Annotated in this window: 16 protein-coding genes; 6 read left to right on the forward strand and 10 right to left on the reverse strand. The window is 35.4% G+C overall.

Going from position 1 to position 25,898, the window contains the following annotated elements:
- Window positions 1–100: 100 nt before the first annotated feature.
- The 7 genes from H6G44_RS15800 to H6G44_RS15830 form a co-directional block, all read right to left on the reverse strand.
- Window positions 101–1,405, reverse strand: a complete 1,305-nt coding sequence (locus tag H6G44_RS15800) for a hypothetical protein (RefSeq protein ID WP_190387524.1) — start codon at window positions 1,403–1,405, stop codon at window positions 101–103.
- Between the two features lie 97 nt (window positions 1,406–1,502).
- Entirely contained in the window at window positions 1,503–2,711 is a 1,209-nt protein-coding gene (locus tag H6G44_RS15805; protein ID WP_390802824.1) for a diaminopimelate decarboxylase family protein, read from the reverse strand.
- Window positions 2,681–4,381 carry an asparagine synthetase B family protein gene (locus H6G44_RS15810; protein WP_190387522.1) on the reverse strand — a complete coding sequence of 567 codons (1,701 nt, stop codon included), beginning with the start codon at window positions 4,379–4,381 and terminating at the stop codon, window positions 2,681–2,683. Before H6G44_RS15810 ends, H6G44_RS15805 begins: the two co-directional genes overlap by 31 nt.
- A 2-nt stretch (window positions 4,382–4,383) precedes the next feature.
- Complete coding sequence (locus H6G44_RS15815) at window positions 4,384–5,004, reverse strand: DUF3859 domain-containing protein (RefSeq protein ID WP_190387521.1); 621 nt, start codon at window positions 5,002–5,004, stop codon at window positions 4,384–4,386.
- A gap of 80 nt (window positions 5,005–5,084) precedes the next feature.
- Complete coding sequence (locus tag H6G44_RS15820; RefSeq protein ID WP_190387520.1) at window positions 5,085–11,228, reverse strand: AAA family ATPase; 6,144 nt, start codon at window positions 11,226–11,228, stop codon at window positions 5,085–5,087.
- Window positions 11,229–11,328: 100 nt separating this feature from the next.
- Window positions 11,329–12,024: a Uma2 family endonuclease gene (locus tag H6G44_RS15825; RefSeq protein WP_190387519.1), complete on the reverse strand. Its 696-nt coding sequence runs from the start codon at window positions 12,022–12,024 to the stop codon at window positions 11,329–11,331.
- A gap of 111 nt (window positions 12,025–12,135) precedes the next feature.
- A complete protein-coding gene (locus H6G44_RS15830) occupies window positions 12,136–12,714 on the reverse strand; it encodes a Uma2 family endonuclease (RefSeq protein ID WP_190387518.1) in 579 nt (192 codons plus the stop codon).
- A 91-nt stretch (window positions 12,715–12,805) separates the two neighbouring features.
- Here H6G44_RS15830 and bchD point away from each other — a divergent pair, with 91 nt between their 5' ends.
- The 3 genes from bchD (at window position 12,806) to H6G44_RS15845 (ending at window position 15,733) form a co-directional block, all read left to right on the forward strand.
- The gene (gene bchD / locus H6G44_RS15835) at window positions 12,806–14,830 is read left to right on the forward strand and encodes a magnesium chelatase ATPase subunit D (protein ID WP_190387517.1); all 2,025 of its coding nucleotides are present in this window, start codon (window positions 12,806–12,808) and stop codon (window positions 14,828–14,830) included.
- A gap of 217 nt (window positions 14,831–15,047) precedes the next feature.
- Entirely contained in the window at window positions 15,048–15,314 is a 267-nt protein-coding gene (locus H6G44_RS15840) for a ribbon-helix-helix domain-containing protein (RefSeq protein WP_190387516.1), read from the forward strand.
- Complete coding sequence (locus H6G44_RS15845; protein WP_028082198.1) at window positions 15,311–15,733, forward strand: type II toxin-antitoxin system VapC family toxin; 423 nt, start codon at window positions 15,311–15,313, stop codon at window positions 15,731–15,733. The genes H6G44_RS15840 and H6G44_RS15845 overlap by 4 nt, the downstream gene beginning before the upstream one ends.
- A gap of 52 nt (window positions 15,734–15,785) precedes the next feature.
- Here H6G44_RS15845 and H6G44_RS15850 read toward each other — a convergent pair whose 3' ends face one another.
- The 3 genes from H6G44_RS15850 to H6G44_RS15860 all read right to left on the reverse strand — a co-directional run bounded on the left by H6G44_RS15850 (window position 15,786) and on the right by H6G44_RS15860 (window position 21,759).
- Complete coding sequence (locus H6G44_RS15850) at window positions 15,786–17,756, reverse strand: AAA family ATPase (protein WP_190387515.1); 1,971 nt, start codon at window positions 17,754–17,756, stop codon at window positions 15,786–15,788.
- A gap of 524 nt (window positions 17,757–18,280) precedes the next feature.
- Window positions 18,281–18,778: a hypothetical protein gene (locus tag H6G44_RS15855; protein ID WP_190387514.1), complete on the reverse strand. Its 498-nt coding sequence runs from the start codon at window positions 18,776–18,778 to the stop codon at window positions 18,281–18,283.
- A gap of 86 nt (window positions 18,779–18,864) precedes the next feature.
- Window positions 18,865–21,759 carry a pre-peptidase C-terminal domain-containing protein gene (locus tag H6G44_RS15860; protein WP_190387513.1) on the reverse strand — a complete coding sequence of 965 codons (2,895 nt, stop codon included), beginning with the start codon at window positions 21,757–21,759 and terminating at the stop codon, window positions 18,865–18,867.
- Window positions 21,760–22,247: 488 nt separating this feature from the next.
- Here H6G44_RS15860 and H6G44_RS20385 point away from each other — a divergent pair, with 488 nt between their 5' ends.
- The 3 genes from H6G44_RS20385 (at window position 22,248) to H6G44_RS15875 (ending at window position 25,478) form a co-directional block, all read left to right on the forward strand.
- Window positions 22,248–22,430 carry a DUF5615 family PIN-like protein gene (locus H6G44_RS20385; protein ID WP_242031770.1) on the forward strand — a complete coding sequence of 61 codons (183 nt, stop codon included), beginning with the start codon at window positions 22,248–22,250 and terminating at the stop codon, window positions 22,428–22,430.
- A gap of 391 nt (window positions 22,431–22,821) precedes the next feature.
- A complete protein-coding gene (locus H6G44_RS15870; protein WP_190387512.1) occupies window positions 22,822–24,978 on the forward strand; it encodes a polyribonucleotide nucleotidyltransferase in 2,157 nt (718 codons plus the stop codon).
- Window positions 24,979–25,307: 329 nt separating this feature from the next.
- Entirely contained in the window at window positions 25,308–25,478 is a 171-nt protein-coding gene (locus H6G44_RS15875) for a hypothetical protein (RefSeq protein ID WP_190387511.1), read from the forward strand.
- Window positions 25,479–25,898 lie beyond the last annotated feature (420 nt).

Here is a 25,898-nt window from a genome sequence, read left to right on the forward strand (position 1 = left end):
TTGGGAAATGAGTTTATGATCATGGTTAATCAAAATATTTTAATCCTTCGCCCAAAATTTAACATATTTTTGGCTATTTTTATCAGGCTTTTCTTAACATTCAACACTTCTGGTAAATATCATTTCCTGAATTAATACCTGAATCACCAATTAAAATTATATTACTGTTATCATCACTTTCTAAATTTAAGCTTCCAGAAATACCATGTCTGAGAACTTGAATTAATTTTTGTGGGGTAAAAGATTCCAATTCGACAAAATTACCAGTATCTAACCAAGCTAATTCTTCAGCAGTTAAACTTTGACGAATATCTACAGATAATTTTTTAGCTTCTTCTTTTAACTGTGAAGAAAACCGAGTAAACATTTTTCCCTGACTCGCAATAATTTGACGGGGTAAAAGTCCCAGGTCAATAATTGTCACATTGCTATTTAAAAACCACTTTTCACTGGTGCGGAGATGATGAACTAAACTGACACCTTTAGGACTACAATCATGAATAGCATAAACCTTTAAATCAGGGTTACGTCGTAACATTTCCATTGTTGTATTGAAAATGCTTTGAGGATAACCAGTAATGCTGAGAATTGCACAATTATTTTCAAAGTGGAAATTATTAGCAATTAATAATTGTGCAATATTAGCACTATCACAAACTACTAATCTATCAAAACTATAAGCTGTTATATCGGGGTTAATAGATGTAGGTGCAATTTGTTCTTGTTGTGAAGTTAGAACTTTATCAACTTTACCATTTATTTGTTGCCATTTTGTCAACCAACTATCTAAATCTATGGAAGAAAATAAAAGTTCCTGTGGTAGATTTTCGACTTTTCCTAACTGTCTAGTTCCTAAAAATATTGATAGCAACCCTAAAATTACTACAATAGAGAAAACAGGGAAAGAATTTAACACAAATAAACTTGCTGATATTCCCACTACCAGAATGACCACTCCCAGTCTTTGTAAGGTTCTAGCACTTGCTTTCCGACTAGCATTGTTTAATCTACTTGAATTTGTGTTATTAAATAAATTCCAAATTGTAACTGCTTGGTAAACTAGATTAACAACAAGAAAAGAATTAGGTATAAAAGAAGTAAATCCTCCAAAAAAACCTGTTACCCAAACATTCCAAAAAAGATATGAAAACCAAAATCCTGCTGTTGGAAATGCCTTTTTTCTAACCCGACTATCTAAAAAATAAAGGAGTTGTTTGGGTGTAAAATATAAAGTATAACTAGCTGAAATATCTGCTAATGTTTTAGAAAATATAGAATCGGTAATTGTTGCAGTTCCCATACTTGTAGGTTCAAAAACAAAAGGATGATTACATTTAATACATCTTCCTTGATTTGCTGTTCTGTCTTTTAATTTGTTGTCAGTTCCGCAGTTAATACATTTCATGGTTTTGTTAGTTTTGATTTGGTTAAAAATTGTGGTTTTAGATACTCGACTTCTATTCTTATTTTGGGAATTAATTAATAATTAAAGAAGTCAGATTTTACATAATTTGATTGTTAAGTAAAATGCTGTAATCTTCTCGTTTACGAATTAAATGATATGTACCATTTTCTAACAAGACTTCCGCAGGTCTGGGACGATGTAAAAAGTGAGAAGACATAGCATAACCATAAGCACCAACATCTAAAATAGCAATAATATCGTCAATTTCTAAAGCGGGAAGTTGACAATTTTTGCCTAAATAATCTCGTGAATATGTGGTATTTCCACAAACGTCAGTTAGATATTTTTGAGAAGTTGAATTTTTCAAAGTTATAATTTCTCGATAACCTCCATGTACAGAAATAACAGCAATATTAGCAATAGTAGAATCTACACCGATAATTTGTTTTTCTCCTTGCCATTTTACCGAAACAACTTTAGCTAATAAAGTACCACAACCCGCTACAGAAGAGCGTCCTGGCTCAATAATTAAATTAATATTTTTGTCAATTTTACTAATTTTATTAGTTAATTGATTTCCAAATAATTGCCAATCAAAAGCCACATGATCATGATGATAGGGATAACCAAAACCACCACCAAAATCTAAATATTGCCAATCTGGTAACTTTTTTGCAGTTGCTAAAATCGAATCAATTACATCAATAAAGGCTGTTGTTGCATTAGTTCCTGTACCGCGATAAAAATGTAAACCAGAAATCTTTAAACCTACAGCATGACTAATAGAAATAGCCTCATTAAAATCTAGAGAACTAACACCAATACGACTATCCTCCGAAATATTTAACCGCAAACCAAGATTTAACTTTTCTGTTATGTTTTTCTGTGTCTTTGTGCGAAATGAAAAAACCTCACAACACAAACGTAACTGAGAAATACTATCTAAATTGAGGGTTGTCACACCCCAATTGATAACTTGTTCCATTTCCTCCCGATTTAAATTACTACCGCTATAGACGATATCATGGGGATAAAAACCAGCATTTAAACCCAAATAAATATCACCCGGAGTATTAGCATGAAGTCCCCAACCGGCGTTTTTAAATATTTTTAGTAATGCGATATTACCATTTGTCACACTAGCAAAATGAAACCTAGTATGGGGATAACTAATAGCTTCCGTAATATCTGCAATAGTTTGACGTAAAATATCGCTATCGTAAACGTATAAAGGAGAACCATGAACTTGCAATAACTCTTGTGCAAGCTCTAGTTCTAAATTGGGAATTGGTGGTACTTTTTCCATAACCATCGAGGTAAAATAAATGGATGATATAAAGACTTTTTGCCTAATTTAGAACCAAAAACATGATAGTGCCAAAGTTGCCACATTATCAATAACCACAGACTTTCACCAATACGTCGTCCTTGAATTTGTCCCCCCAGTTGACCTGTAACAATTTGTGACGCAATATCAGGAAAAAAGCAACCTTCCGATTTTAGTATACCAGGATTCAGCCAATTACCAATATCATGCCAAAAATTATTTAGACACCAGGAGGTGAGGGGAACACCCATACCGCGTTTTTGTCTCCAAACGATTTCCTTAGGTAGCCAATTTTCGACAGCGCGTTTAAGAATATACTTTTCACAAGCACCGTGTAAACACAGTTCACCAGATAGCTGAAAAGTCCATTCTGCTAACAGTAAATCACAAAAGGGCGATCTCACACCTAACCCATGAGCAAAACCCAACGCAGTCGCACGGGGATGAATATTTTGCGCTCCTTTTAACATCAAACTGGCACGACGGAGACGATGTAACAACGAAGGACAAAAACTAGCATCAAGAGCATTTAACAACCATTCCTGAGCATTTAAACCTTGAATCTGAGCATATATTTCCGGCTGATACACCCTTGATTCATAACCCCAAAGACGGTGAAAAGTCCGCAGATATTGTTGAATAAAACTTTCTTCTTGATTAGGGTGTTCAGATTGATAAATACCCGCAGCAATTAAAGGTTTATTAGTCCAACCAGCAAATAATTGATCACCACCTTCACCATTAAAAATCACTTGAGTTTCTTGACTAGCAACTTGATTGAGGAGATATAAAGGAACAGTCACACCGTCACCAAAAGGTAAATCTAAAGCTTTGATAGTAGGAATTAGAGCCTGTTTAATCTTACCAGGACTAGCATCAACTTTAACCAAAGGAATATTCAGAAACTTTGCAACTTGTTCCGCATAGGGATATTCAGAAATTCCCACATTACCAAAATCCAAAGAGTAAGCACGAACTTTTATCCCAGCTTCTACCAACAAAGCCGCAACAATAGAAGAATCCAAACCCCCAGACAGAAAAACCCCCACAGGTTCATCTTTTAAATTAGAAATTTGTTTTTGAATAGAATTTTTCAGTAAAACTTGTAATTGAGAAACTGCTGTATTTTCATCTTGAATTTGTGACTTTGATTCACACCATTGATAAATACTATGAACTTGAGGATTATCAACATCTTTCCAAATAATCTCAGTTCCCGCAGCTACAGAAAACACTTGATTAACAGGAGTGAGAGGATTAGGAACATAGGAAAAACAACTATAACCATATAAACCAGAAATATTAATCTCCGGTTTTTCTATGATTTCTAAAAGCAATTGTAACTGAGAAGAAAACCAAATTACTCCACCTTGCTGAGTCCAAAATAAAGGCACTTTACCAAAAATTTCGCACCCCAAAATTAACTGATTATCTGTTATCTTCACCCAAACATCTAAGATCGAAAAACCCCCAGCCGAAATACCCGCAATCGTATTTTTTGGTAATACAGGTAAAGACTCACAACCAATATAAACAACATCCCAAAAAAACTTCTCTTCCTCACCTCCTCTCTTCGCGCCTCTGCGCCTCTGCGTGAGAAACTCTTTGCTTTTATCACCCCAATAACCAATAAAATGATAGGGAAACATAACTATTGCACCACAAAAGTTTCTTCACTAATTTTCCGACCTTCAAGCAACATTTGTACTTGCCAATTTCCCACAGATGCGGTAGGATTAATACTATAACGACAAACAGTATCCCAAACTGAAGTTTTTATTTCACGAGTTTGATATTGATTTTGTTTAACAACTTGACCATTTGGGTCAATCCAATTACAAGAAAGATTGAGTTTTTTACCTATAGGTGCATTTTTCAAAGTCACACGATAAACAAGTTCTGAATTAGCTTGACGGGAGATATTTTTTAAATTTTCATTATTTGATGTTAGGGTAATTTTGTCTTGTTGTGCGGAAATATTAGCCAATAAAGAACTTTTTTGTTGATGAAAAAACACTGTTAATCCTATACCGATAATTACAGATGTAGCCACTACGAAACCAATTAATTTATTACGGCTTTGTTGAACTTCTAAAGCTTGTTTACGCCGAATTTGAATTAAGGCTTCATCTAATAATTCCGGTGGTAGATTTAAATCTTGTAAAATCTCTTTAATTTGCTGTTGATTAAGTTCTGATTCTTGGCGTAATTGTAATGTTTGAACTTCAGCAATGATCTGGTTTAATTGTTCTTGGTTTAGTGGTTGGTTCATAATTTAGAGTAATTGTTGATTAATACACCTTGGTAAGCAATTTATCAATTTATCAATTTATATTTTAACACAATTTAAAATTATTTTACCAGTTCGGAAATAACTGTAATTAATTCAAATACATCTACGGGTTTAGAAAGACACTTTTGAAACCCAGCGTTTAATACTTGGACAATGACTTCATTTGCAGTATAACCTGTGAGTGCGATCGCAGGTATTTGTCTTTTTTCGGTAGATTCTAAAGACCTAATTTGATCAAGTAAATTATAACCATTTTCCTCTGGCATTCCAATATCAGTGATTAAGATATCTACTGGAAATTGTTCCAGAGATTTTAATGCTTCCCTAACAGAATCCGCAGTCATGACTACCGCTCCATACTCTTCTAATGCAAAAACTAAAAAATCGCAGATATCAATATTATCATCAACAACTAACACTTTTACGCCATCAATACTTGGATTTGCGGAATTATTTAGCGGCTCACTCACGGGGTTTGGTTCTGGCTGTAACTGGATTAATGGTATTCTGACTGTAAAAGTCGCTCCTTGTCCTTTACCTAAACTTTTAGCCCAAATATTTCCCCCGTGCAATTCTACCAAGTGACGGACAATTGCTAAACCGATTCCCAGTCCGCCATAATTTCGGGTATTAGAAGCATCAGCTTGACGAAAATAGTCGAAAATATAAGGCATAAAATCAGGAGTGATTCCAGATCCTGTATCAATTACTTGAATTTGTGCTTCTGATTCTAATGTTTTTAGTCCGATTTCAACTTGTCCTCCGGGGGATGTAAACTTAATCGCATTGGTGAGTAAATTCCAGACAATTTGTTGTAAACGAATTGGATCACCTAATACCATTACATTATCAGATTCAATTGTGAACAATATTTTAATTGATTTAGCTTTTGCGGCTAAATACATAGTATTAATTGCCATTTCAATTGGTGATACTAAATTTACTGGATGAATATTGAGGCTAATATTACCTCGAACCATTCGAGAAATATCTACTACATCTTCAATTAATTCGGTTTGTAATTTGGCGTTGCGTTCTATAGTTTCTAAAGCCAGTGCTATTTTTTCGGGACTTAATTTCCCAGTTTTCAGCATTTGTGACCAACCAACTATAGAAGTCAGGGGCGATCTTAATTCATGAGAAAGTATGGCTAAAAACTCATCTTTAATGCGATTAGCTCGTTGAGATTCCTCGTAAAGATGGGCATTATTCATTGCTAATAATAGCATTTGTGCTAACTGCACTAAAATAGCTTCATCATCTTCTGTAAAATCACCTTCATATTTATCAGAAAGGTGCATAAAACCAATGTGTTTACCTTTAATATTAATCAGTGGTGCTACCAACCAACCGCGCAGGGGTAAATTGTTATTAACATTATTAACTGCGGCTGGATGTGCTTCTAGTTCAGCTTGAGTCATTCGCATTGAATTTTGCATTTGACAAACTAACTTATAAAAATCAGATTCATCAAACTTTTCATAGTTTTTTCGCCACCATTCATGCTGCTCTGAAAGATGAATTGTATGACTTACTTTTGTGCAACTTTCATCTACATTAATACTAATAATTGATTGGTGTGCTCCAATAATTTCCGCAGCTTGCTGTGTAACCAATTCCAGTATATTATTAGTTGATAGTGTTGAATTAATAGCCAGCGATAAATCAGCCAACTTTTGCAAACGATTGGTGATTTTGAGAGTCATAGCATATTCTTCTAATTGTTGATTAGCTTGTTTGAGGCTGTCTGCTTGTTCTGATAAATTAGTATATAACTGAGCATTTTCTAGGGAAATAGCAGTTTGAGTCATTAACAAATTCAAAACTTCAATTTTATTATATGTAAATGCCCCTACAGTTAGCTGATTTTCTAAATATAAAATACCTATCAATTTACCTTTATGAATAATAGGAAGACATAATAAACTTTTAGGATTATGGAAGACAATATAAGAATCAGCAGCTATTAAAAGATTAGTTTTAATATCATCTGTTACGAATATTTTCACCGTATTATAAACATAATTAATCACCGTTATAGGAATATCTTTACTTAAATTAACTGGGATTGATTCCTGGATCATAGTTGTATTAGCTATTTTTATCGCTTCCACAAATAGATGATTATTTCTAACTAAAATTAAAACAGATTTATTTGCACCGCTATTTTCCATCATCACTTGCATTAATGTTGATAGCAATTTATCTATGTGGATTTCACTAGCAATTACTTGAGAGAATTTTATAACTGTATTCAAATCAATAGCCTCCGAAATATTATTATTTTTAGAAATCATCATTGATACAGGTTTTTTTCCTGCTTGTAGAGTCTTAGCAAGTAATTGGAGATAGGATTTTTCTAAATGGTCTACCTTAGCTTTTGCTCCCCAACGTAAATATCCATAATATGCCTTTGTCATATATAATGAAGCAATTTCATTTCTACCTAAAGATAAATAAAACTCTGCTGCTAATTCATAAGCTAAAGCTTCTTCATGAAGATATTCATAATTATTTGCACCTTGAATAGCTCGGTCATAATATTCCATTGCTAACAGCATTTGTCCTAAAACTCGCGCTTTTTCAGCCTCTATTAGGTCATATTTATGTTGATAATTCATGGGTGCATTAACAGCCCAATACTGCATCTTTTCCTGATTTTCTAAAACTTGTTTTATAGACTCCATTTGTTCATGTTCTGACTGATAATTATATGCAGCCAAAAGAGACAAAGAATAGTAAAAATGATGTTGGCTGACAGTAATTTGTCCTGGTACAGATGTTATATATTCTTTAGCAGAAATAGCACTATCAAGGGCTTTTTTATATTCTTTAAATAAATAAAATTGCATAGTTTTAGTTAGATAAAATCCAAAGAGAGAGTGATGATTTTTAGTATTAACTAAAAACAGAAACAAGTCTTCAGTAAAAAAATCACCATTAAATTGGCATTTATCCTGATTTATTTCTCGCAAATTAAATATTATTTGTTGCCAAGTTTTGATATTTTGAGTATGCCAATCGAGTTTTCTATGAGAGATTAAAGCAGCACAACTTTCTAGATATTCAGATACAGTTATTAAATTTTCCCCAGTAAATAACATCATGAACATCTTAAAGGTATAAGCAAAACCTAAAAAGTCTGTTTCACCTATTTTCCAGCCATATTCAGCAATCTCTTGTAAAGGAACTATAGATACTCGAAAATGCTGTTTCCAATAAATAATATGAGAATACCATAACACTAAAATTCTGAATCTGATCACTTGATTATCAAACTGCTCTGATAAATTAACAGCTAATTTTCCATAACTATATCCAGTATCAATATCTGAAAACCTATCGCAGACTATCAAACCATAACAAACATAAATATAAGCAGATTCCACAGAATTGCCATATTTAATAGCCAGGTTTATTATAGTAAGTGTAATCAGCAATTCCATATCTGATTGTAAGAAATAAGCCACAAAACCAAGTCCCATTAGTATCTCCATTGCTGCAAGTTTATAAGGATCTGTCATTTTTGGTAAATGGATTAAATCCTCAACGTTAACATTTATTAGGGGTACTTTTTCTACAGTAACTTCTAGTTTCTCTAATAATTTTATCCCCGTATTAAAGGTTAATTCCATGTCATACATTAGCATTTGCTTTTTGTATACTTTAACTTCATCTAATATACTAATTGCATTTTTCCTAACTATTTCTATATATGTTATTGCTTCCTCAGAATGAATACTTAAATATGCTGCCTCCACCGCTTCTATATAAAGGTTTAATGTTAGATTATATTCATGCTGCCAACTATCGGCTGCAAGCAATGATAAACCTATTTTTAAATACCTGAAAGCAGCATCATAAGCTGTAGCTGATTTAGCTTTAGAACCGGCAATTAAATTTAGTTGAGCTACTGTATATTTTTCTGACTGAACTGTAATTAAATCCATGCCAATATTCAACTGATTTACAATTTCAAATATATTTTCTTCTATTTCCTTTTCCGAAGTATTTTTTAATAGCAATTGCCCAACTTTTAAATGGGTAGATTGTTTTTCCTGGTCAGGAATCAAAGAATAAGCAGCTTGCTGTACACGGTCATGTAAAAATCTGTAACTAAATTTCTGTTCTTCGTAGTTATGAACTGCTGATAACTGTTGACTATTTAGTAAATCAGATTGAAAGAAGTTGTAAATTTTTGTTGTCGGAATTACAAATTCTTCTAACAATGCTTTCCACAAATCTACCGCTGTTTCTATCTGAGATTTTTGATTAATTTTTGCTAATGTATCTAAATTAAATTGGTTGCCAATACAAGCTGCCAGCTTTAATACTGATTGAGTTGATTCGGGTAATTTTTGTAATTGCAGTGCCATAAATTCTACCACATCATTAGTGATAGCTAAGGCTTGAATTTGTGTAATATCACACTGCCAATAACGACAATCAAAGTTAAAGCTAATTAAACCATCTTCATAGAGAGATTTGATAAATTGCTGGCTAAAAAAGGGATTTCCCTGGGTTTTTAAATAGACTAATTGAGTAAAAGGTAGAGCTACTGTAGTCGGACAATTAAGAGTATCAGCAATAAGTTGATTTAGGTCAGATTGATTGAGAGAATTTAGGTTAATAGTATTAACTATAGATTCAGTTTTGCAGATATTCTCAATAGTTAATATTAAAGGATGTGTTGCAGATACTTCATTATCCCGATAAGCACCAATTAACAATAAATAACTAATTTCATTTGTAGTTATGAGTAATTGCATCAATTTAAGAGAAGCCAAATCTGCCCATTGTAAATCATCAAGGAATATGACTAAAGGATGTTTTTGAGTAGTAAAAACATGGATAAATTTCTCAAATAGCAAATTAAAACGATTTTCTGTCGCTATGCTGGACAATTCTGGAACAGGAGGCTGTTTACCAATAATTTGTTCTAATTCTGGGATAACAGCAATAATAACTTGAGCATTTTCTCCTAATGCAGACAGAATTTTAGTTTTCCATTCTTGCAATTGAGCATCACTTTCAGTTAATAGTTGATCTATTAAATTTCGGAAAGCTTGTATAAATGCGAAAAAAGGAATATTGCGTTGAAATTGATCAAATTTTCCTTTAATAAAATAACCCCTAGCACAAACTATGGGTTTATGAATTTCATTAACTACAGCGGTTTTACCAATTCCCGAATACCCAACTACCAGGATAATTTCCTTATTATTAGCACAAATACGCTCAAAAGCTGTGAGCAGAGTTTTTACTTCTACTTCTCTACCATACAGTTTTTCAGGAATAGTTAAGCGATCGCTAATATCTCTTTTTCCTAATTCAAAAGTCTGAATATTTCCAGTTTCTTCTCCAGCTTTTAGACACATTTCTAAATCATACTTAATTCCATAAGCTGACTGATAGCGATATTCAGCATTTTTTGCCATCAATTTATGAATAATTGCCGATAAAATCGGGTGAATATGACTATGAATATCATGTAATAATGGAGGTTGTTTAGCAATATGGTAATGTATCAATTCTATGGGGTCATTACTAGCAAAAGGTAATTCTCCAGTCAAAAGTTCAAAAAATGTCACACCTAAAGAATAGAAATCTGTCCGATAGTCAACTAAGCGATTAATACGTCCAGTTTGTTCTGGAGATAAATATGATAAAGTTCCTTCCAAAACATTAGGACTAGCGAGAGTTTGAGTTTCTCTCTTAAGTAAACAAGCAATACTAAAGTCAATTATCTTAACTTCTAAGGTGCTAGGATTAATTAGAATATTAGCGGTTTTTATATCTTTATGAATCACCTTTTGATGATGCAATTCTTCTAAAATAGAAACTATTTGTAGAGCAATAGTGAAAAATTCTCTTAATCCTGTCGCGCTGTTTCCCATACCTCCTTCCCCCCATTCTTTCATTCTTTTCTGGAGAGAAATACCCCCAAAATCCTCCATTATCAAAGCATATCCGTTTTGATAATTTTCCAGACCATAGGTTTTAATAATTCCCGAAATATTGAGATTTTTGATAATAGTATATTCATTACGAAACTGCACCAATTTATCAAATTTTGGGTAATCATGGCGTAAAAACTTGATAACTACTGATATTTTGTCTTTTTCTCTTATACCTCGAAAGACCAAAGTTTCACTACTAGAATAAATTTTTTCAACTATTTTATAACCTGTTAATTTCATCATTTGCATACCCCATAACATTGTTTTTAAATAAATATTTGTCACACTAGCAAAATAAAATTGCTTCTCATATCACTAACCGAAAATGATAGGAATATGAATTTTAAAGAGTATTGATATCAATACCTTTAGCTTCTAATTTTGCTAATAGGTCTTGATAATTTTGACGTTCTTGTTCTGCGCGTTTATATTCTTGTTCTGCGCGTTCATACTCATTTTCTGCCCGTTGATTTAATTCTAGAAATGTGAGAAACTTTTTTCCATTAGGATAATAAATTTCTAAATTACTTGATGTTATTTCCAACCGTATTCCTAAACGCGGACTTACCCAATTATTAATTTCTTCGATATCTTCTAACCATTCTTTTTGAAGGATAAATCCAGTTAATTCAATTTTTTCTGGATGATAAACATAATATTCTTCCACACCATAACGTTGATAAAAAAGGAGTTTTTTAGCCATTTCTTGGCTGCGATTTCCTGGAGATAAAATTTCAAAGACTACTTGAGGAGCAATATTATTTTCTTCCCATTGTTTATAAGAACCGCGTTTACCTTTTGGTCTACCGAAAATAACCATGATATCAGGTGCTTGACGGGTTTTTACACTTCCCTCCACCGGATACCACAGTAAATCACCAGCGATAAACACATCTTTTTCTGAAGCAAATAATAGCTCTAAATTTTCTTTGATTTTAACTATCCATTCATAATGTTCTGTATTATCAGCCATGGGATTTCCATCACTATCAGGGTAGATGATTTCTAATTTGGTTTCTGGTGTGAGTTGTTGTACCATATCTGTAGCTCCATTTTACCCAAGGTAAATAAATTTTTAACTTGACAGTGTTGCTGAACCTATTTATAATTATATGTTATTTATGAATCATTTGTCAAAAAATTCAGATATCTAATGCGGAGGAAATACTTTACTTAAATCTAGCGATAAATCAGAGAAACAAGGTAAAGATATCACTTGATTTGGTAAGACAATTCGCCTATTTGCATAACCAAATTGACCTTGTTTATTTTGATATGGTTCACTGTAACATTCTAAGCAATTATCTAATAAATTAAATATCCAATAATCAACAATTCCGGCTTTTGCATACAGAGGTATTTTCACCTTTTGGTCATAATCTATCGAAGAATCTGCAACTTCTATGACTAATAAGATATCAGTCCCTTGGGGGTGAGATAATAAATAATTATCATCACGATTTTTGATGATTGCAAAATCTGGTTCTGGTTCGCTTTTTGGTGGTATGATAATAGGGGCTTGAGATTGTAAAGTTCCTCTGTCTCCTATCATTTTAGGAAGTTCCCGCAATAAATTACGTAAACAAGTTTCATGCGATCTACCTTTTGATACCATTTCTATCAATTCTCCGTTAATTAATTGAATGTGATCATCTTCTTTGAAAAAGCCGATTTCGGTGAGTTGGTGATATTCTTCTAAAGTAAAACTTTTAACCTGAATCCTAGTCATATATCTTGCTCCTTGAGGAATTGCCATTAAATATATTCTAAAATGTGCCAAGAATTGCTATCCTAGAATCATAATAATTATTAAGGAAACAATGCCAGCGCCTACTCTTACCCCGACAATGACTGCTTTTCCCTTGGCTGCTGTAGTCGGCCAAGAAGCAATTAAAATAGCTTTGCTGTTGACAGCAGTTGACCCCGTTTTGGGGGGTGTGGTAATTGCAGGTCGTCGCGGTACAGCCAAATCTGTAATGGCGCGTGCTATTCACGCTTTATTACCACCTATTGAAGTTGTCAAAAATTCCCTTAGCAACTGTGACCCCAATCATCCAGAAGAATGGGATGATCAACTCTTAGCTGCACAAAGACAGGAGCTAGAAACGGAAATTATCCCCGCACCTTTTGTCCAAATTCCCCTGGGTGTGACTGAAGACCGGCTTTTAGGTTCTGTGGATGTGGAACAGTCGGTTAAACAGGGTGATACAATATTTCAACCGGGTTTACTCGCTACAGCTAATCGAGGCGTGCTGTATGTGGATGAAATCAATTTATTAGATGACCAAATTAGTAACCAACTTTTATCAGTCTTATCCGACGGACGCAACCAAATCGAACGGGAAGGAATCAGTTTTCAACACCCTTGTAAACCGTTGTTTATTGCCACCTATAATCCAGAAGAAGGGGCATTAAGAGAACATTTACTTGATAGAATAGCGATCGCACTATCAGCAGACGGAGTTCTGGGTATAGATCAAAGAGTACAGGCAGTTGCACAAGCGATCGCCTATTCTCATTCTCCCACACAATTCCTGCAACAATACAGCGAAGACATAGACTCCCTCCAAACCCAAATCATCCTCGCACGGGAATGGTTAAAAGAAGTCACCATTACCCCCGAACAAATTACCTACCTGGTCAATGAAGCCATTCGTGGGGGTGTGGAAGGACATCGCGCGGAACTATTTGCAGTGCGTGTTGCTAAAGCCGCAGCAGCATTAGAAGGACGTAATAGTGTAACAGCGGATGATTTACGTCGCGCGGTGGAATTGGTCATAGTCCCCAGAACCACGATCATCCAAACACCACCAGACGAACAGCAACCACCACCTCCTCCCCCACCACCACAGGAAAGTCAAGACGAGTCGGAACAAGAAGAAGAACAAGAGGAAGAACAGGAAGAGGAAAAAGAAGAAGACCAAGAACAGCAAGAACCTCCAGACATTCCCGAAGAGTTTATTTTTGACCCAGAAGGGGTAATTCTTGACCCAGAAGTGCTTTATTTTACTCAAATGGCACAACGTCAAGGTAAATCAGGAAGTCGCAGTATTATCTTCTCAGACGACCGAGGACGCTATATCAAGCCCATGATTCCCAAAGGTAAAGCCCGACGGATAGCCGTAGATGCCACATTGCGAGCCGCAGCCCCGTATCAAAAAGCACGTCGAGCTAGACAACCAGATAAAAAGGTAATTGTTGAACAGGGAGATATCCGTTCTAAGCGGTTAGTGAGAAAAGCCGGCGCTTTAGTCGTATTTGTTGTAGATGCTTCTGGTTCAATGGCTTTAAATCGGATGCAGTCTGCCAAGGGTGCAGTTATGCAGCTTTTAACAGAAGCCTATCAAAATCGTGATCAAGTATCTTTAATCCCTTTTAGAGGAGAACAAGCAGAAGTATTATTACCTCCTACCCGTTCCATTGCTTTAGCTAAAAATAGGTTAGAAAGATTACCCTGTGGTGGTGGTTCTCCCTTAGCACATGGTTTAACTCAAGCCGTAAGGGTGGGGATAAATGCCCAAATGGGCGGCGATATTGGGCAGGTTGTTATCGTAGCAATTACTGATGGACGCGGTAATATTCCTTTAGCTCGTTCTTTAGGTGAACCCATAGAACCGGGAGAAAAACCAGATATCAAAGCCGAATTATTAGACATTGCGGCCAGAATTAGGGCTTCGGGAATGCAATTGTTAGTAATTGATACGGAGAGTAAATTTGTATCGACTGGTTTTGCGAAGGAATTATCGAAAACCGCTGGAGGTAAATATTATCACCTACCAAAAGCCACCGATAAAGCGATCGCTGCCATGACTAGAGGTGCTATAGCTGACATGAAAGCAAAGTAAATTAACGGAAATTAACCCTTCGTAGTTTTGTTTTATTATATACAGCATAACTACGAAATAACACCTTCATGCGGTACATTGTATGTTTCGACTGAATGAAATTGGAGCAGTTGGAAGAATATGATAGAGGGCAGCTATTTTTTGAAATTTATTTGATTAGATGCTAACGTAAATTTATAGATAGTTAGCCGTTAATTTTGCCAGTAGAGGTAATTTTATGCAATTGGAAATCCAACTTGATGATGACTGTGTTGAAAAACTTGCGTATATTCAGCAACAAACGAATCAAGATTTTAGTGAAGCTATTAAACAAGCTATTGAAGAATACTATAACCAAGTTCAGACTAATAACAAAACTCCATTAGCAATATTTAAAGAACTTGGTTTAGTCGGATGTTTTAATGGTGATTCTGATCTATCTGTTACTTATAAAACAAAAATGGCTAACTATCTTGAGGATAAACAAGAAAAAGAGCGATTATGATTATTGTTGATACTGGTGCTTTTTTAGCTTTGTTTAACCAAAGAGATACTTATCATTTTCAAGCACAAATTGCGTTTAATAGTATTTCAGAACCACTGATTTCAACTTATCCAGTAGTTACTGAAACTTGTTATATGTTAACACAATTTGCTAGTGATACAGCCTCATTCAATTTTTTGAAAAGTTTTTGTTTGGGTGCTTTTGAGATTTTTGATCTCGAAAAGTATCATGTTGAAAGGATGATTCAATTAATGGAAAATTACGCAAATTTACCAATGGATTTAGCTGATGCTTCCCTGGTTGTACTTGCTGAACATTTAGAAAATGGACGTATTCTTACTGTTGATAGAAGAGATTTTAATATTTACCGATGGCATAAAACTAATTCATTTGAAAATTTGTTCTTTTCACAATCATAAAAAACGAAAAGAGAAAATTTCTAAATTTATTAGCAACTATAGATATCAATTATTAATCTTTAAAATCTAAAATATTTACCAATAATCCCGCTATTTCTAAAAGTTGTTCTGGTTGATTATCAATTAGCCATTCAGTAAGTTTGACGGAGTGTGTTGTTTTATAAAATCGTAATCGCGTTTCACAAAAATGTGCAAATAATTCCTTTATAAGCTTTGCACCATCAACTGTACAACGCCAATCATTATCTGAAATTCCCTGAATTTTTACATCTTTTGGAAAATAATCAAGTTCGTATTTGTTTTTATCAATCCATTCTTTAACCTCTTCAATAGTAAGCTTTTCTTCACGGTTTTCGTCACATTCATTAATGATTGCTGTTATTGCTTCAGAATGAAGTAGATAATTTTCATACATACGTCTAGGCAATAATGTAACAAGTTTTTTACTTCTTTCCTGCAAATCCTTCTCTTCATTATCCGATCTAGTCTCACGGTCAAATAAGAATCCAATAGCAGGTGGAAATAAGCTTGAACCTCCACTAAGCTTGTCATAAATATCAAATATCAAACTAGCATTTTTACTTTTATTATCTAAACGCCCTACATCCTGAACAGCCAAAATTGTAGTACCTAATAATGATTTTTTAGCTACTTTCTCTAAAATTAATGGAAAGCATATTTGCTCTGTTGGACCTTCTACCCAAAGAATATTATCAGCACCAAAAACGTCTGATAAACTCACACCAACTTCTGCTAAAAGTGACCGTTGTTCTCTTGCTTCTTTAGCATTTATCGCTGATACTTTAGTTTCACAATCTTCATATTTAAGCATGATAATTTTAGAAGGATTAGCAGCATTAATTATCGTTGGTGAATGAGTAGCTATAAAATACTGGTGCTGTGGAAATTGTTTCAATATCTCAATTAGTTTTTTTGCTGCTCCTGGATGTAAAAATGATTGTGGTTCATCAATAATTATAGTTCGCGGTTCTGGTGAATTCATGACAACATATAAGATAGCCAATACTTGACCGATACCTGTACCGCAAGATGATAAAGAAACAGCTAAATCTTCCCTTTCGGTTTCTGGTTCTATATTCCAAACCATAATTTCTAGTTGATTATGCTCCCTGGGTTCAATTGCTATTCTTTTAATATGGGGAAAAATTTGATTTATGTATTTGTTATACCTGTCAAAAGCTGTTGAGTTTCGACTTTGTAAACCACTCAAAACCTCAGCTAAATTAGATGCGTTTGGTTCTAAAATTGACTTATTTCCAAAAGCACACTTGCTAATATTTAATCTTTCAGCATAGAATCTGTATATACGGCTTTTAAAGAGTTGGAACAGTTTGTAGGTGATTGTTTCTTCATTTCCACCCTCATAGATTTCAACATGGCTTGTTTCCCAGGTATCTCCATAATAAGGATCTAAAACTTTCTCATAAATAAATTCAGGACTATAGCTATACCCATTTTCTTTTTTGATTTTAATAAAATCATATTTGACCTTGTCTTTTTTCATTTTTGGTAAATATAAATTAAAGTTTAATCTTTTACTTATCTTGTCATCCTCAACTATTATCTGGTTATTTATGCTAGACAATGATAAATTAATTTCTATCAAATCTTGACTATCTAAAATTTTTTGAAAATAAGATTTGACTAGTGCATCTATATTTTCTGGTGTGCCTTCCCAGCCATATTCACATTCTTGATCATAGTTTGGATAAGGAATTCCAAGAGAGGATTCAAGATAATCCAAGAAATTTCGTAATTCTTGATTCTGTAGTAACAATGTAATTTCAGATTTTGATATCTCTTTTGTAATTGAAGACTGAGTTGGTAAAGTTTTAATACTACGATGTGGGACATCACTAAAATTTAATGTAAGTGCTTCTAATAGTGCTGTTTTACCGGCATTATTCTGACCAACAATAATATTAATACCCTGTGTAAATTCCAGTAGACCAGAATCTTGAAAAGATTTGTAATTGAAAAGTTGAAACTTTGAAATGTGCATATAAATTAACCGTAGTGAATCTTGGTGATATATGTTAAATAACTAAATTAATTATAATCGTGATTGTATTTTTTATTTCAGCAAAGTCAAATATTATTTATTTTCTCAATATTCTTGACAAATATCTCAATTTATCTGCATAAAATTCAACTGGTTTTGCGAAGGAATTATCGAAAACCGCTGGAGGTAAATATTATCACCTACCAAAAGCCACCGATAAAGCGATCGCTGCCATGACTAGAGGTGCTATAGATGACACGAAAGCAAAGTAAATTGACGTAAATCGACCCTTCGTAGTTTTGTTTTATTATATACAGCATAACTACGAAAAAATCAATTTAAGACTGATAGTAAAATACTAAAATAGTCAAAAAATAATGAAAATGGAGGTTTTAAATATGAATCAGCTAACACCAAAACAACCAGCAAGAAGAGGAAGAATTTTTCCTGAATTAACTTTATCACCGTGAATTTTCAAGTTGGTATTTTGAGTTTAGGGTAATTACAATTAGCTGATTGAGTAGCTAATGTCTATCAACCTCAACAGCTTCAGATTCAATTTTATTAACCTCTTCCCCGATTTGATAGGTAATTATTGCCTTTACTCGATCTTTTCCAGAATAGCCGATTTTATTAGTTAAATGAATATCAATTACCGAATTTTCTAAAGGTTTTAATTCAATCCGTTTCGGTTGAAAACTAAAAGATTGTAATTTACGATCAGAAACATTACGAACTTCAATCTTTTTAATGATCACCGTTTGATTTTTCATCTGATGATTTTCTAAGCTGACAAATACAGTCGCAAAACCAATATCGCGGTTAGGTTGGGGAGGAATACCTAAAGGTGGTAATTTATTTTCTTGAGACAGTAAAGAAACCTTAATCATAACTTTCTTATTAACAGCCTTTGACTGTAAGTGTGACGATGGTTGACTGTGAAAATATCTAGGTAAATAATGACAACAATCCATCATACTATCAAAACTTAATAAACTAAACAACAATAATAATGGTTTCATCCCCATCACCTCTAATTATTGAAATCATTATTAATTAAATAAACAGCAGTACAAATAATTAATATTCGTACTGCTGCCAATAATGTCTAGGTATTAGACCATACCATAACACCTCTCAAAGAGACTAATTGACTCCAGGTGACATCAACATCGCGGGTTCCCCAAGGATTCCGTAAATGGAAAGTTTGATTAGTAGCATTATAGGCAGTAATGGTATAAGCATGATTATTAACAACCCCTAATGTATTACCAGCAGCATAATTAAACCCAACTGTTAAAATTTGATTAGAATTAACCAAATTAATCAGTTGAGCTTGAGTCATATAAGCGGCATCAGCTGCTGAACTACCTAATCCCGCTACCTGACTAATCACTGAACCCATCCAACCACCTTCTATAGCTGCATAGGAGTTAGTAGAAGTGCTAGAACGACTCCAACCAGATTCAGCTAATTGGGCATAGGCTTTTTCTGCTAAAGCTACCCAAAGTTCATTAGTAGTGGAAGTATAAGAACTTCCACCCCAACCAGCATAAGCGGCCCTACCTGATAAATTAGTTGGTAAGTAACGATCTACTGTGACATAATCAGCAACGCCATTGCGATAAAAACGCACAGTGAAGGTATTATCACCATTGTCCGTAAACATATTTTGGATGTAATCAGGTTTTTCCTGGGCAATAGAAGCTAAGGTTGCTACATAATAACAGTCTCCCAGCGCTCCTTGGTCAATGTCATTAGCACTAAGTCCATTTTGGAACAGAGAACCACTAACATATTGATAGGAATAGCTGGAACTGGTCAAACCAGGACGATTATTTCCTAAGAACCACTTACCAATCAGATTTTCCATTTGGGTAGCATTACTACCTGCAGACAAGTTACCAAAACCGGAACGAGTGTTAGCAACGTCACTATTGGCAATCTTATTAGATAAGACCTTCACGGAATCAGCCATAGTAAACAGGGTAGAGTTACTAACAAGAGTCCGTAAGTCAGTTAACTCATTGGCATCAATTACACTACCATCTTTAGCATCACTGAAAATGGAAATCATATCATTGCGACTCAAATTACCATCAGCAGCTAAGGAACGGGTTAAAGTGATAATTTGAGCATCTTTGAGATTTTGATTATACCAATCTTCCGGTGTTGGATTTGGATTGGGTGTAATCTCAATCATGTTTAAAGACAAACTGTAGTTCGTGTCACCACTGGATTGATATACTCGGACAAAATAAGTACCTGTATTCAACAGACTGGCAATGGATTCAGAAGTAGTACCAGTTTTCGCAGAAGTGGTAATTACACCACCAGAACCATTAAGTAATTGAACATCCGCATTGGCGGTTAAGCCTGTTAAACTCAAAGTTAAGTTACTTTGGATGCCTACATTGAAACTATAATAATCGTTAGTATCAACACTTCCTACCCAGTCACTAAAACTTTGAGTTCCTGTTAATGTTCCAACAGCACGGGCTGTACCTGTGTTATCTCCAGCATTATCAACAGGTGTAGCATTTAAAGACAAACTGTAGTTCGTGTCACCACTGGATTGATATACCCGCGCATAATAAGTACCTGTACTTAACAACCTGGTAATGGATTCAGAAGTAGTGCCAGTAGCAGCAGCAGTGGTAATTACAGTTCCAGAACTATTAAGTAATTCAACATCCGCATTGGCTGTTAAGCCTGTTAAACTCAAAGTCAAGTTACTTTGTGTTCCCACATTGAAACTATAGTAATCGTTAGTGTCAAGACTTCCTACCCAGTTACTAAAACTTTGAGTTGCTGTTAATGTCCCAACAGTACGGGCTGTAGCTGTGGTATTTCCGGCATTGTCAATAGGTGTAGCATTTAAAGACAAACTGTAGTTCGTGTCACCGCTAGACCGATATACCCGGACAAAATAAGTACCTGTATTCAACAGACTGGCAATGGATTCAGAAGTAGTGCCACTTTTCGCAGAAGTGGTAATTACACCACCAGAACCATTAAGTAATTGAACATCCGCATTGGCGGTTAAGCCTGTTAAACTCAAAGTTAAGTTACTTTGAATGCCTACATTGAAACTATAATAATCGTTAGTATCAACACTTCCTACCCAGTCACTAAAACTTTGAGTTGCTGTTAATGTTCCAACAGCACGGGCTGTACCTGTGTTATCTCCGGCATTATCAACAGGTGTAGCATTTAAAGACAAACTGTAGTTCGTGTCACCACTGGATTGATATACCCGCGCATAATAAGTACCTGTACTTAACAACCTGGTAATGGATTCAGAAGTAGTGCCAGTAGCAGCAGCAGTGGTAATTACAGTTCCAGAACTATTAAGTAATTCAACATCCGCATTGGCTGTTAAGCCTGTTAAACTCAAAGTTAAGTTACTTTGTGTTCCCACATTGAAACTATAATAATCGTTAGTATCAACACTTCCTACCCAGTCACTAAAACTTTGAGTTGCTGTTAATGTCCCAACAGCACGGGCTGTAGCTGTGGTATTTCCGGCATTGTCAATAGGTGTAGCATTTAAAGACAAACTGTAGTTCGTGTCACCGCTAGACCGATATACTCGGACAAAATAATTACCTGTATTCAACAGACTGGCAATGGATTCAGAAGTAGTGCCACTTTTCGCAGAAGTGGTAATTACACCACCAGAACCATTAAGTAATTGAACATCCGCATTGGCGGTTAAGCCTGTTAAACTCAAAGTTAAGTTACTTTGAATGCCTACATTGAAACTATAATAATCGTTAGTATCAACACTTCCTACCCAGTCACTAAAACTTTGAGTTGCTGTTAATGTCCCAACAGAACGGGCTGTAGCTAGGGTATTTCCCGCATTGTCAACAGGTGTATTTAATGATGGAAGTTGCTGTAAACTAGACACTGTTGGACTGGAACTTAAATGGTCTTTATCCAGGTAAGTTGAGAAATTACCCAACCCTGATAAAGATGAATCAAAAGAGTTATCAAACATAATGCACTCCTAAATCATTTATGAAAATGTAGATTTGTATAGGATAGGGAATGCTGACTGACAATGCTTATCCTCAGCTATTCGGTATTGTTTCCACAAAAATCAGATCTGAATCTCTTTAAATCAACAAAATGAAAATATTGACACTAGTTCAACCCATATCAGGGTCGGTTGTGTCAGAATTTTTAAGATTCAAAGAAATTGTTACGTCATAAATATAAAATAATTTATATTACACTCATATTGCCACGGTATAATAAAAGTATTTTTAATTATTTTATACTTTAGCTTGCGTTAATTACGAATAAATGACATGAAAGCCTTGATTTACCCTAGGTATATAGGATTCAACACTTGTGAGAATAAGTATATGCAACCATTCTTTATTATTCGCAAAATCAAGAAACTGTCAGCACTTACATAAAAAACTGAATAGAACATGGTCATAAAAACTAACTCAGAATTTCCAGACAAGCGAAAAAGCCAGTATGACCTTAAAATATTTAATTAATGAAAATGTTAATCCTCTATATCCAAATCAAATTAGATTACGAGAACCTGATATTTTGATTAAGGTAATAGGAGAAGCAAATATACCCTCAAAAGGTACATTAGATACGGAAATTTTTTGTTGGTGTGAGAAAAATAATTTTGTATTAGTGATACACTAGTTATTTTAATCCTGAATCCAAATTTAAGTATTGGTGAAAATATAGAAAAATTAATATTAGTTGCTTTGGCCTCAGAAGACAATGAATATCAAGATAGAATAATTTATTTATCCTTACCATAAAAATAACTCAATTGGTAATTTAGCTTGGGGTGACCATTCCTTTTTTGGGAATTACCATACAGCTAATTACATCTTAATTGATTGATGAACTATTATGAAATCGTTCAGCAAAAATATAGCTGAGATGACAAACCCAGATATAAAGCCCTTTGTACAGCTAACTTAGGAAATTTTGCTTTATGTTTGTTCATAACACAAGCCGTCCAGACTGCATAAATGTTAGGATTGCCACAGAGTGAGAAACGCGTAAGAGAAGGAAAAAAAACTGAATGGCAGAATTTGAAAAGTCAATATCCTTTGACGGACGGGATATTCGACTGACGGTTGGCCTACTAGCCCCCCAAGCAGGTGGGTCGGTTTTGATACAATCAGGAGATACAACAGTTTTAGTAACGGCTACAAGGTCAGCAGCGCGGGAAGGCATTGATTTTTTGCCACTGACCGTAGATTACGAAGAAAGATTGTATGCAGCGGGAAGAATTCCGGGAGGAATTATGCGGCGAGAAGGTCGTCCGCCGGAAAAGGCAATTCTTACCAGTCGTCTGATTGACCGTCCACTCCGTCCTTTATTCCCCTCATGGTTGCGGGATGATTTGCAAATTGTGGCCTTAACTATGTCCATGGATGAGCAAGTTCCCCCCGATGTGTTAGCAGTAACAGGTGCTTCAATTGCCACACTAATTGCCCAAATTCCCTTTAATGGACCAATGGCCGCTGTGCGGGTAGGCTTAGTGGGTGATGATTTTATTATTAACCCGACCTACGCAGAAATTGAAGCGGGAGATTTGGATTTAATTGTCGCCGGTTCACCAGATGGGGTGATCATGGTAGAAGCCGGTGCAAATCAATTGCCAGAGCGAGATATTATTGAAGCCATTGATTTTGGCTATGAAGCCGTGCGGGATTTAATTCAAGCCCAGTTAGATTTGCTGGATGAATTAGGGCTAAAACTCGTCCAAGAAACACCACCCGAACCTGATCAGACCTTAGAAAATTATATCCGCGATCGCGCTAATCAAGAGATCAAAAAAATATTAGCGCAATTTGAGTTAACTAAAACTGATCGTGATATCGCTTTAGATGCGGTTAAAGATAGTATTTCTGATGAAATCAAAGCTTTACCAGAAGAAGACCCCATTCGTATCGCTGCAACAGCAGACTCTAAAGCCCTTAGTAATACCTTCAAAAGCATTACTAAATACTTCATGCGTCTGCAAATTATCGAAGATAATGTCCGCGTTGATGGTCGCAAACTTGATGAAGTCCGTCCCATATCTTGTCGAGTTGGTATAATACCCAAACGAGTCCATGGTAGCGGTTTATTTAACCGGGGACTAACTCAAGTATTATCAATGTGTACCTTGGGAACTCCCGGAGATGCTCAAAACCTTAACGACGACTTGCAACTAGACCAAGCCAAACGTTATCTACATCACTATAACTTCCCACCCTTCTCCGTAGGCGAAACCAAACCCCTCCGCGCCCCCGGTAGAAGAGAAATCGGACATGGTGCATTAGCAGAAAGAGCATTGTTACCCGTATTACCACCTAAAGATAAATTTCCCTACGTTATTCGCGTAGTTTCGGAAGTGCTATCTTCTAACGGTTCCACTTCCATGGGTTCTGTTTGTGGTTCTAGTTTATCCCTAATGGATGCCGGTGTACCAATTACTAAACCCGTCAGCGGAGCGGCTATGGGCTTAATTAAGGAAGGGGACGAAGTGCGAATCCTTACCGATATTCAAGGCATTGAAGACTTTTTAGGTGATATGGACTTCAAAGTTGCTGGTACTGATACTGGGATTACCGCTTTACAGATGGATATGAAAATATCTGGTTTGTCTTTAGAAGTCATCGCCGACGCTGTCAACCAAGCCCGACCCGCCCGGTTACACATTCTGGAAAAAATGCTCCAGACTATTGATACCCCCAGGGAAGAAACTTCGCCCTATGCCCCCCGCCTGTTGACAATTAAGATCGATCCTGACATGATTGGTTTAGTCATTGGGCCTGGTGGTAAAACCATTAAGGGCATTACTGAAGAAACTGGCGCAAAAATTGACATCCAGGATGATGGTACTGTCACTATTTCCGCAGTTGATGAAAATAGGGCTAAGAAGGCGCGGAACATTGTTCAAGGCATGACTCGTAAACTCCATGAAGGTGATGTTTATATTGGTCGTGTAACGCGAATTATACCTATTGGTGCTTTTGTGGAATTTTTGCCCGGAAAAGAAGGCATGATTCATATCTCTCAACTGGCTGACTACCGCGTTGGTAAGGTTGAAGATGAAGTCGGTGTTGGTGATGAAGTGATTGTCAAAGTGCGAGAAATTGATAATAAAGGTCGAATTAACCTCACACGATTGGGTATTCACCCAGACCAAGCAGCAGCAGCACGAGAAGCAGCAGCGGTAAACAATTAAATCCCTAATTGGATTTTAGATTAAGGGCTAATCACAAATCTAAAATCCGCGATGCCTACCAGTAAGGCATCGCCGTCGGATTTTCTATTATTAAGCCCTGCACCCCTACTGGCCCCTTTCTATTAGGCTATCAGCAAACCTCTAATTTAAAGTTTGCCGCCCCTAAATTCTGGTTGACATTAGACTTTTTAGTGCGATATAATGATATGCTATTTAAAGTGTATTGATTGCTGCACTAGGCTAAAAAAGTATATCAATAATATCGGTAGCTGATATGGCCTAAGTAATGCCTAGATGCCAATTTTTTGTTGTTTATTAATGAGGTGAATATGGCAAAGCGCCGTAACCCAAAGAAAGAGAAGGCGCTACGAAACCAGGCTTACGCCAGAAAGTTTCGTAAACGGACTACAACAGGTAGAATGGGCAGAAGATTCCAACAAAGACCGCCCAATAGTGAAGAGGAAGACACAGGGGCAGCAGCCATGGACGCTGCTGATTAATGTATACTTAAAATGGCTTAACCGTTGGATTCTACGGGTAAGGATTTGGCAATGCTAAACCCTTACAAGTCTAGGTTTTTGATAATCTTGTAAAAGTTCAAATCTCAGCCGTCACAAGTATATCTGGTTAAATTTTACTCTTTCATATTTTTAATTTTTAGGGTGTACATGAGTACACCTTTACTTGTTTCCAGTTTTGACATACTCGCCGACCTGAAGGTGCGGTGATTCTTGACACTTCAATGAAACACGCCACAAGTGGTCTTATCGTCCCTCCATGTCCGTTTAAAGTCTCCCAATGCCCTGTGGCGACTATGACCAAATTTTAACATAAAGCCGTCCTAGAAGGACGGGGCTTGTGTCGCGTCTTTTCGGTCAGTTGTTGAAGAATTAAGATTTCTATACCAATAATAAAAATGG

Source organism: Aphanizomenon flos-aquae FACHB-1287 (genome assembly GCF_014698755.1).
GTDB classification, from domain to species: domain Bacteria; phylum Cyanobacteriota; class Cyanobacteriia; order Cyanobacteriales; family Nostocaceae; genus Dolichospermum; species Dolichospermum flosaquae.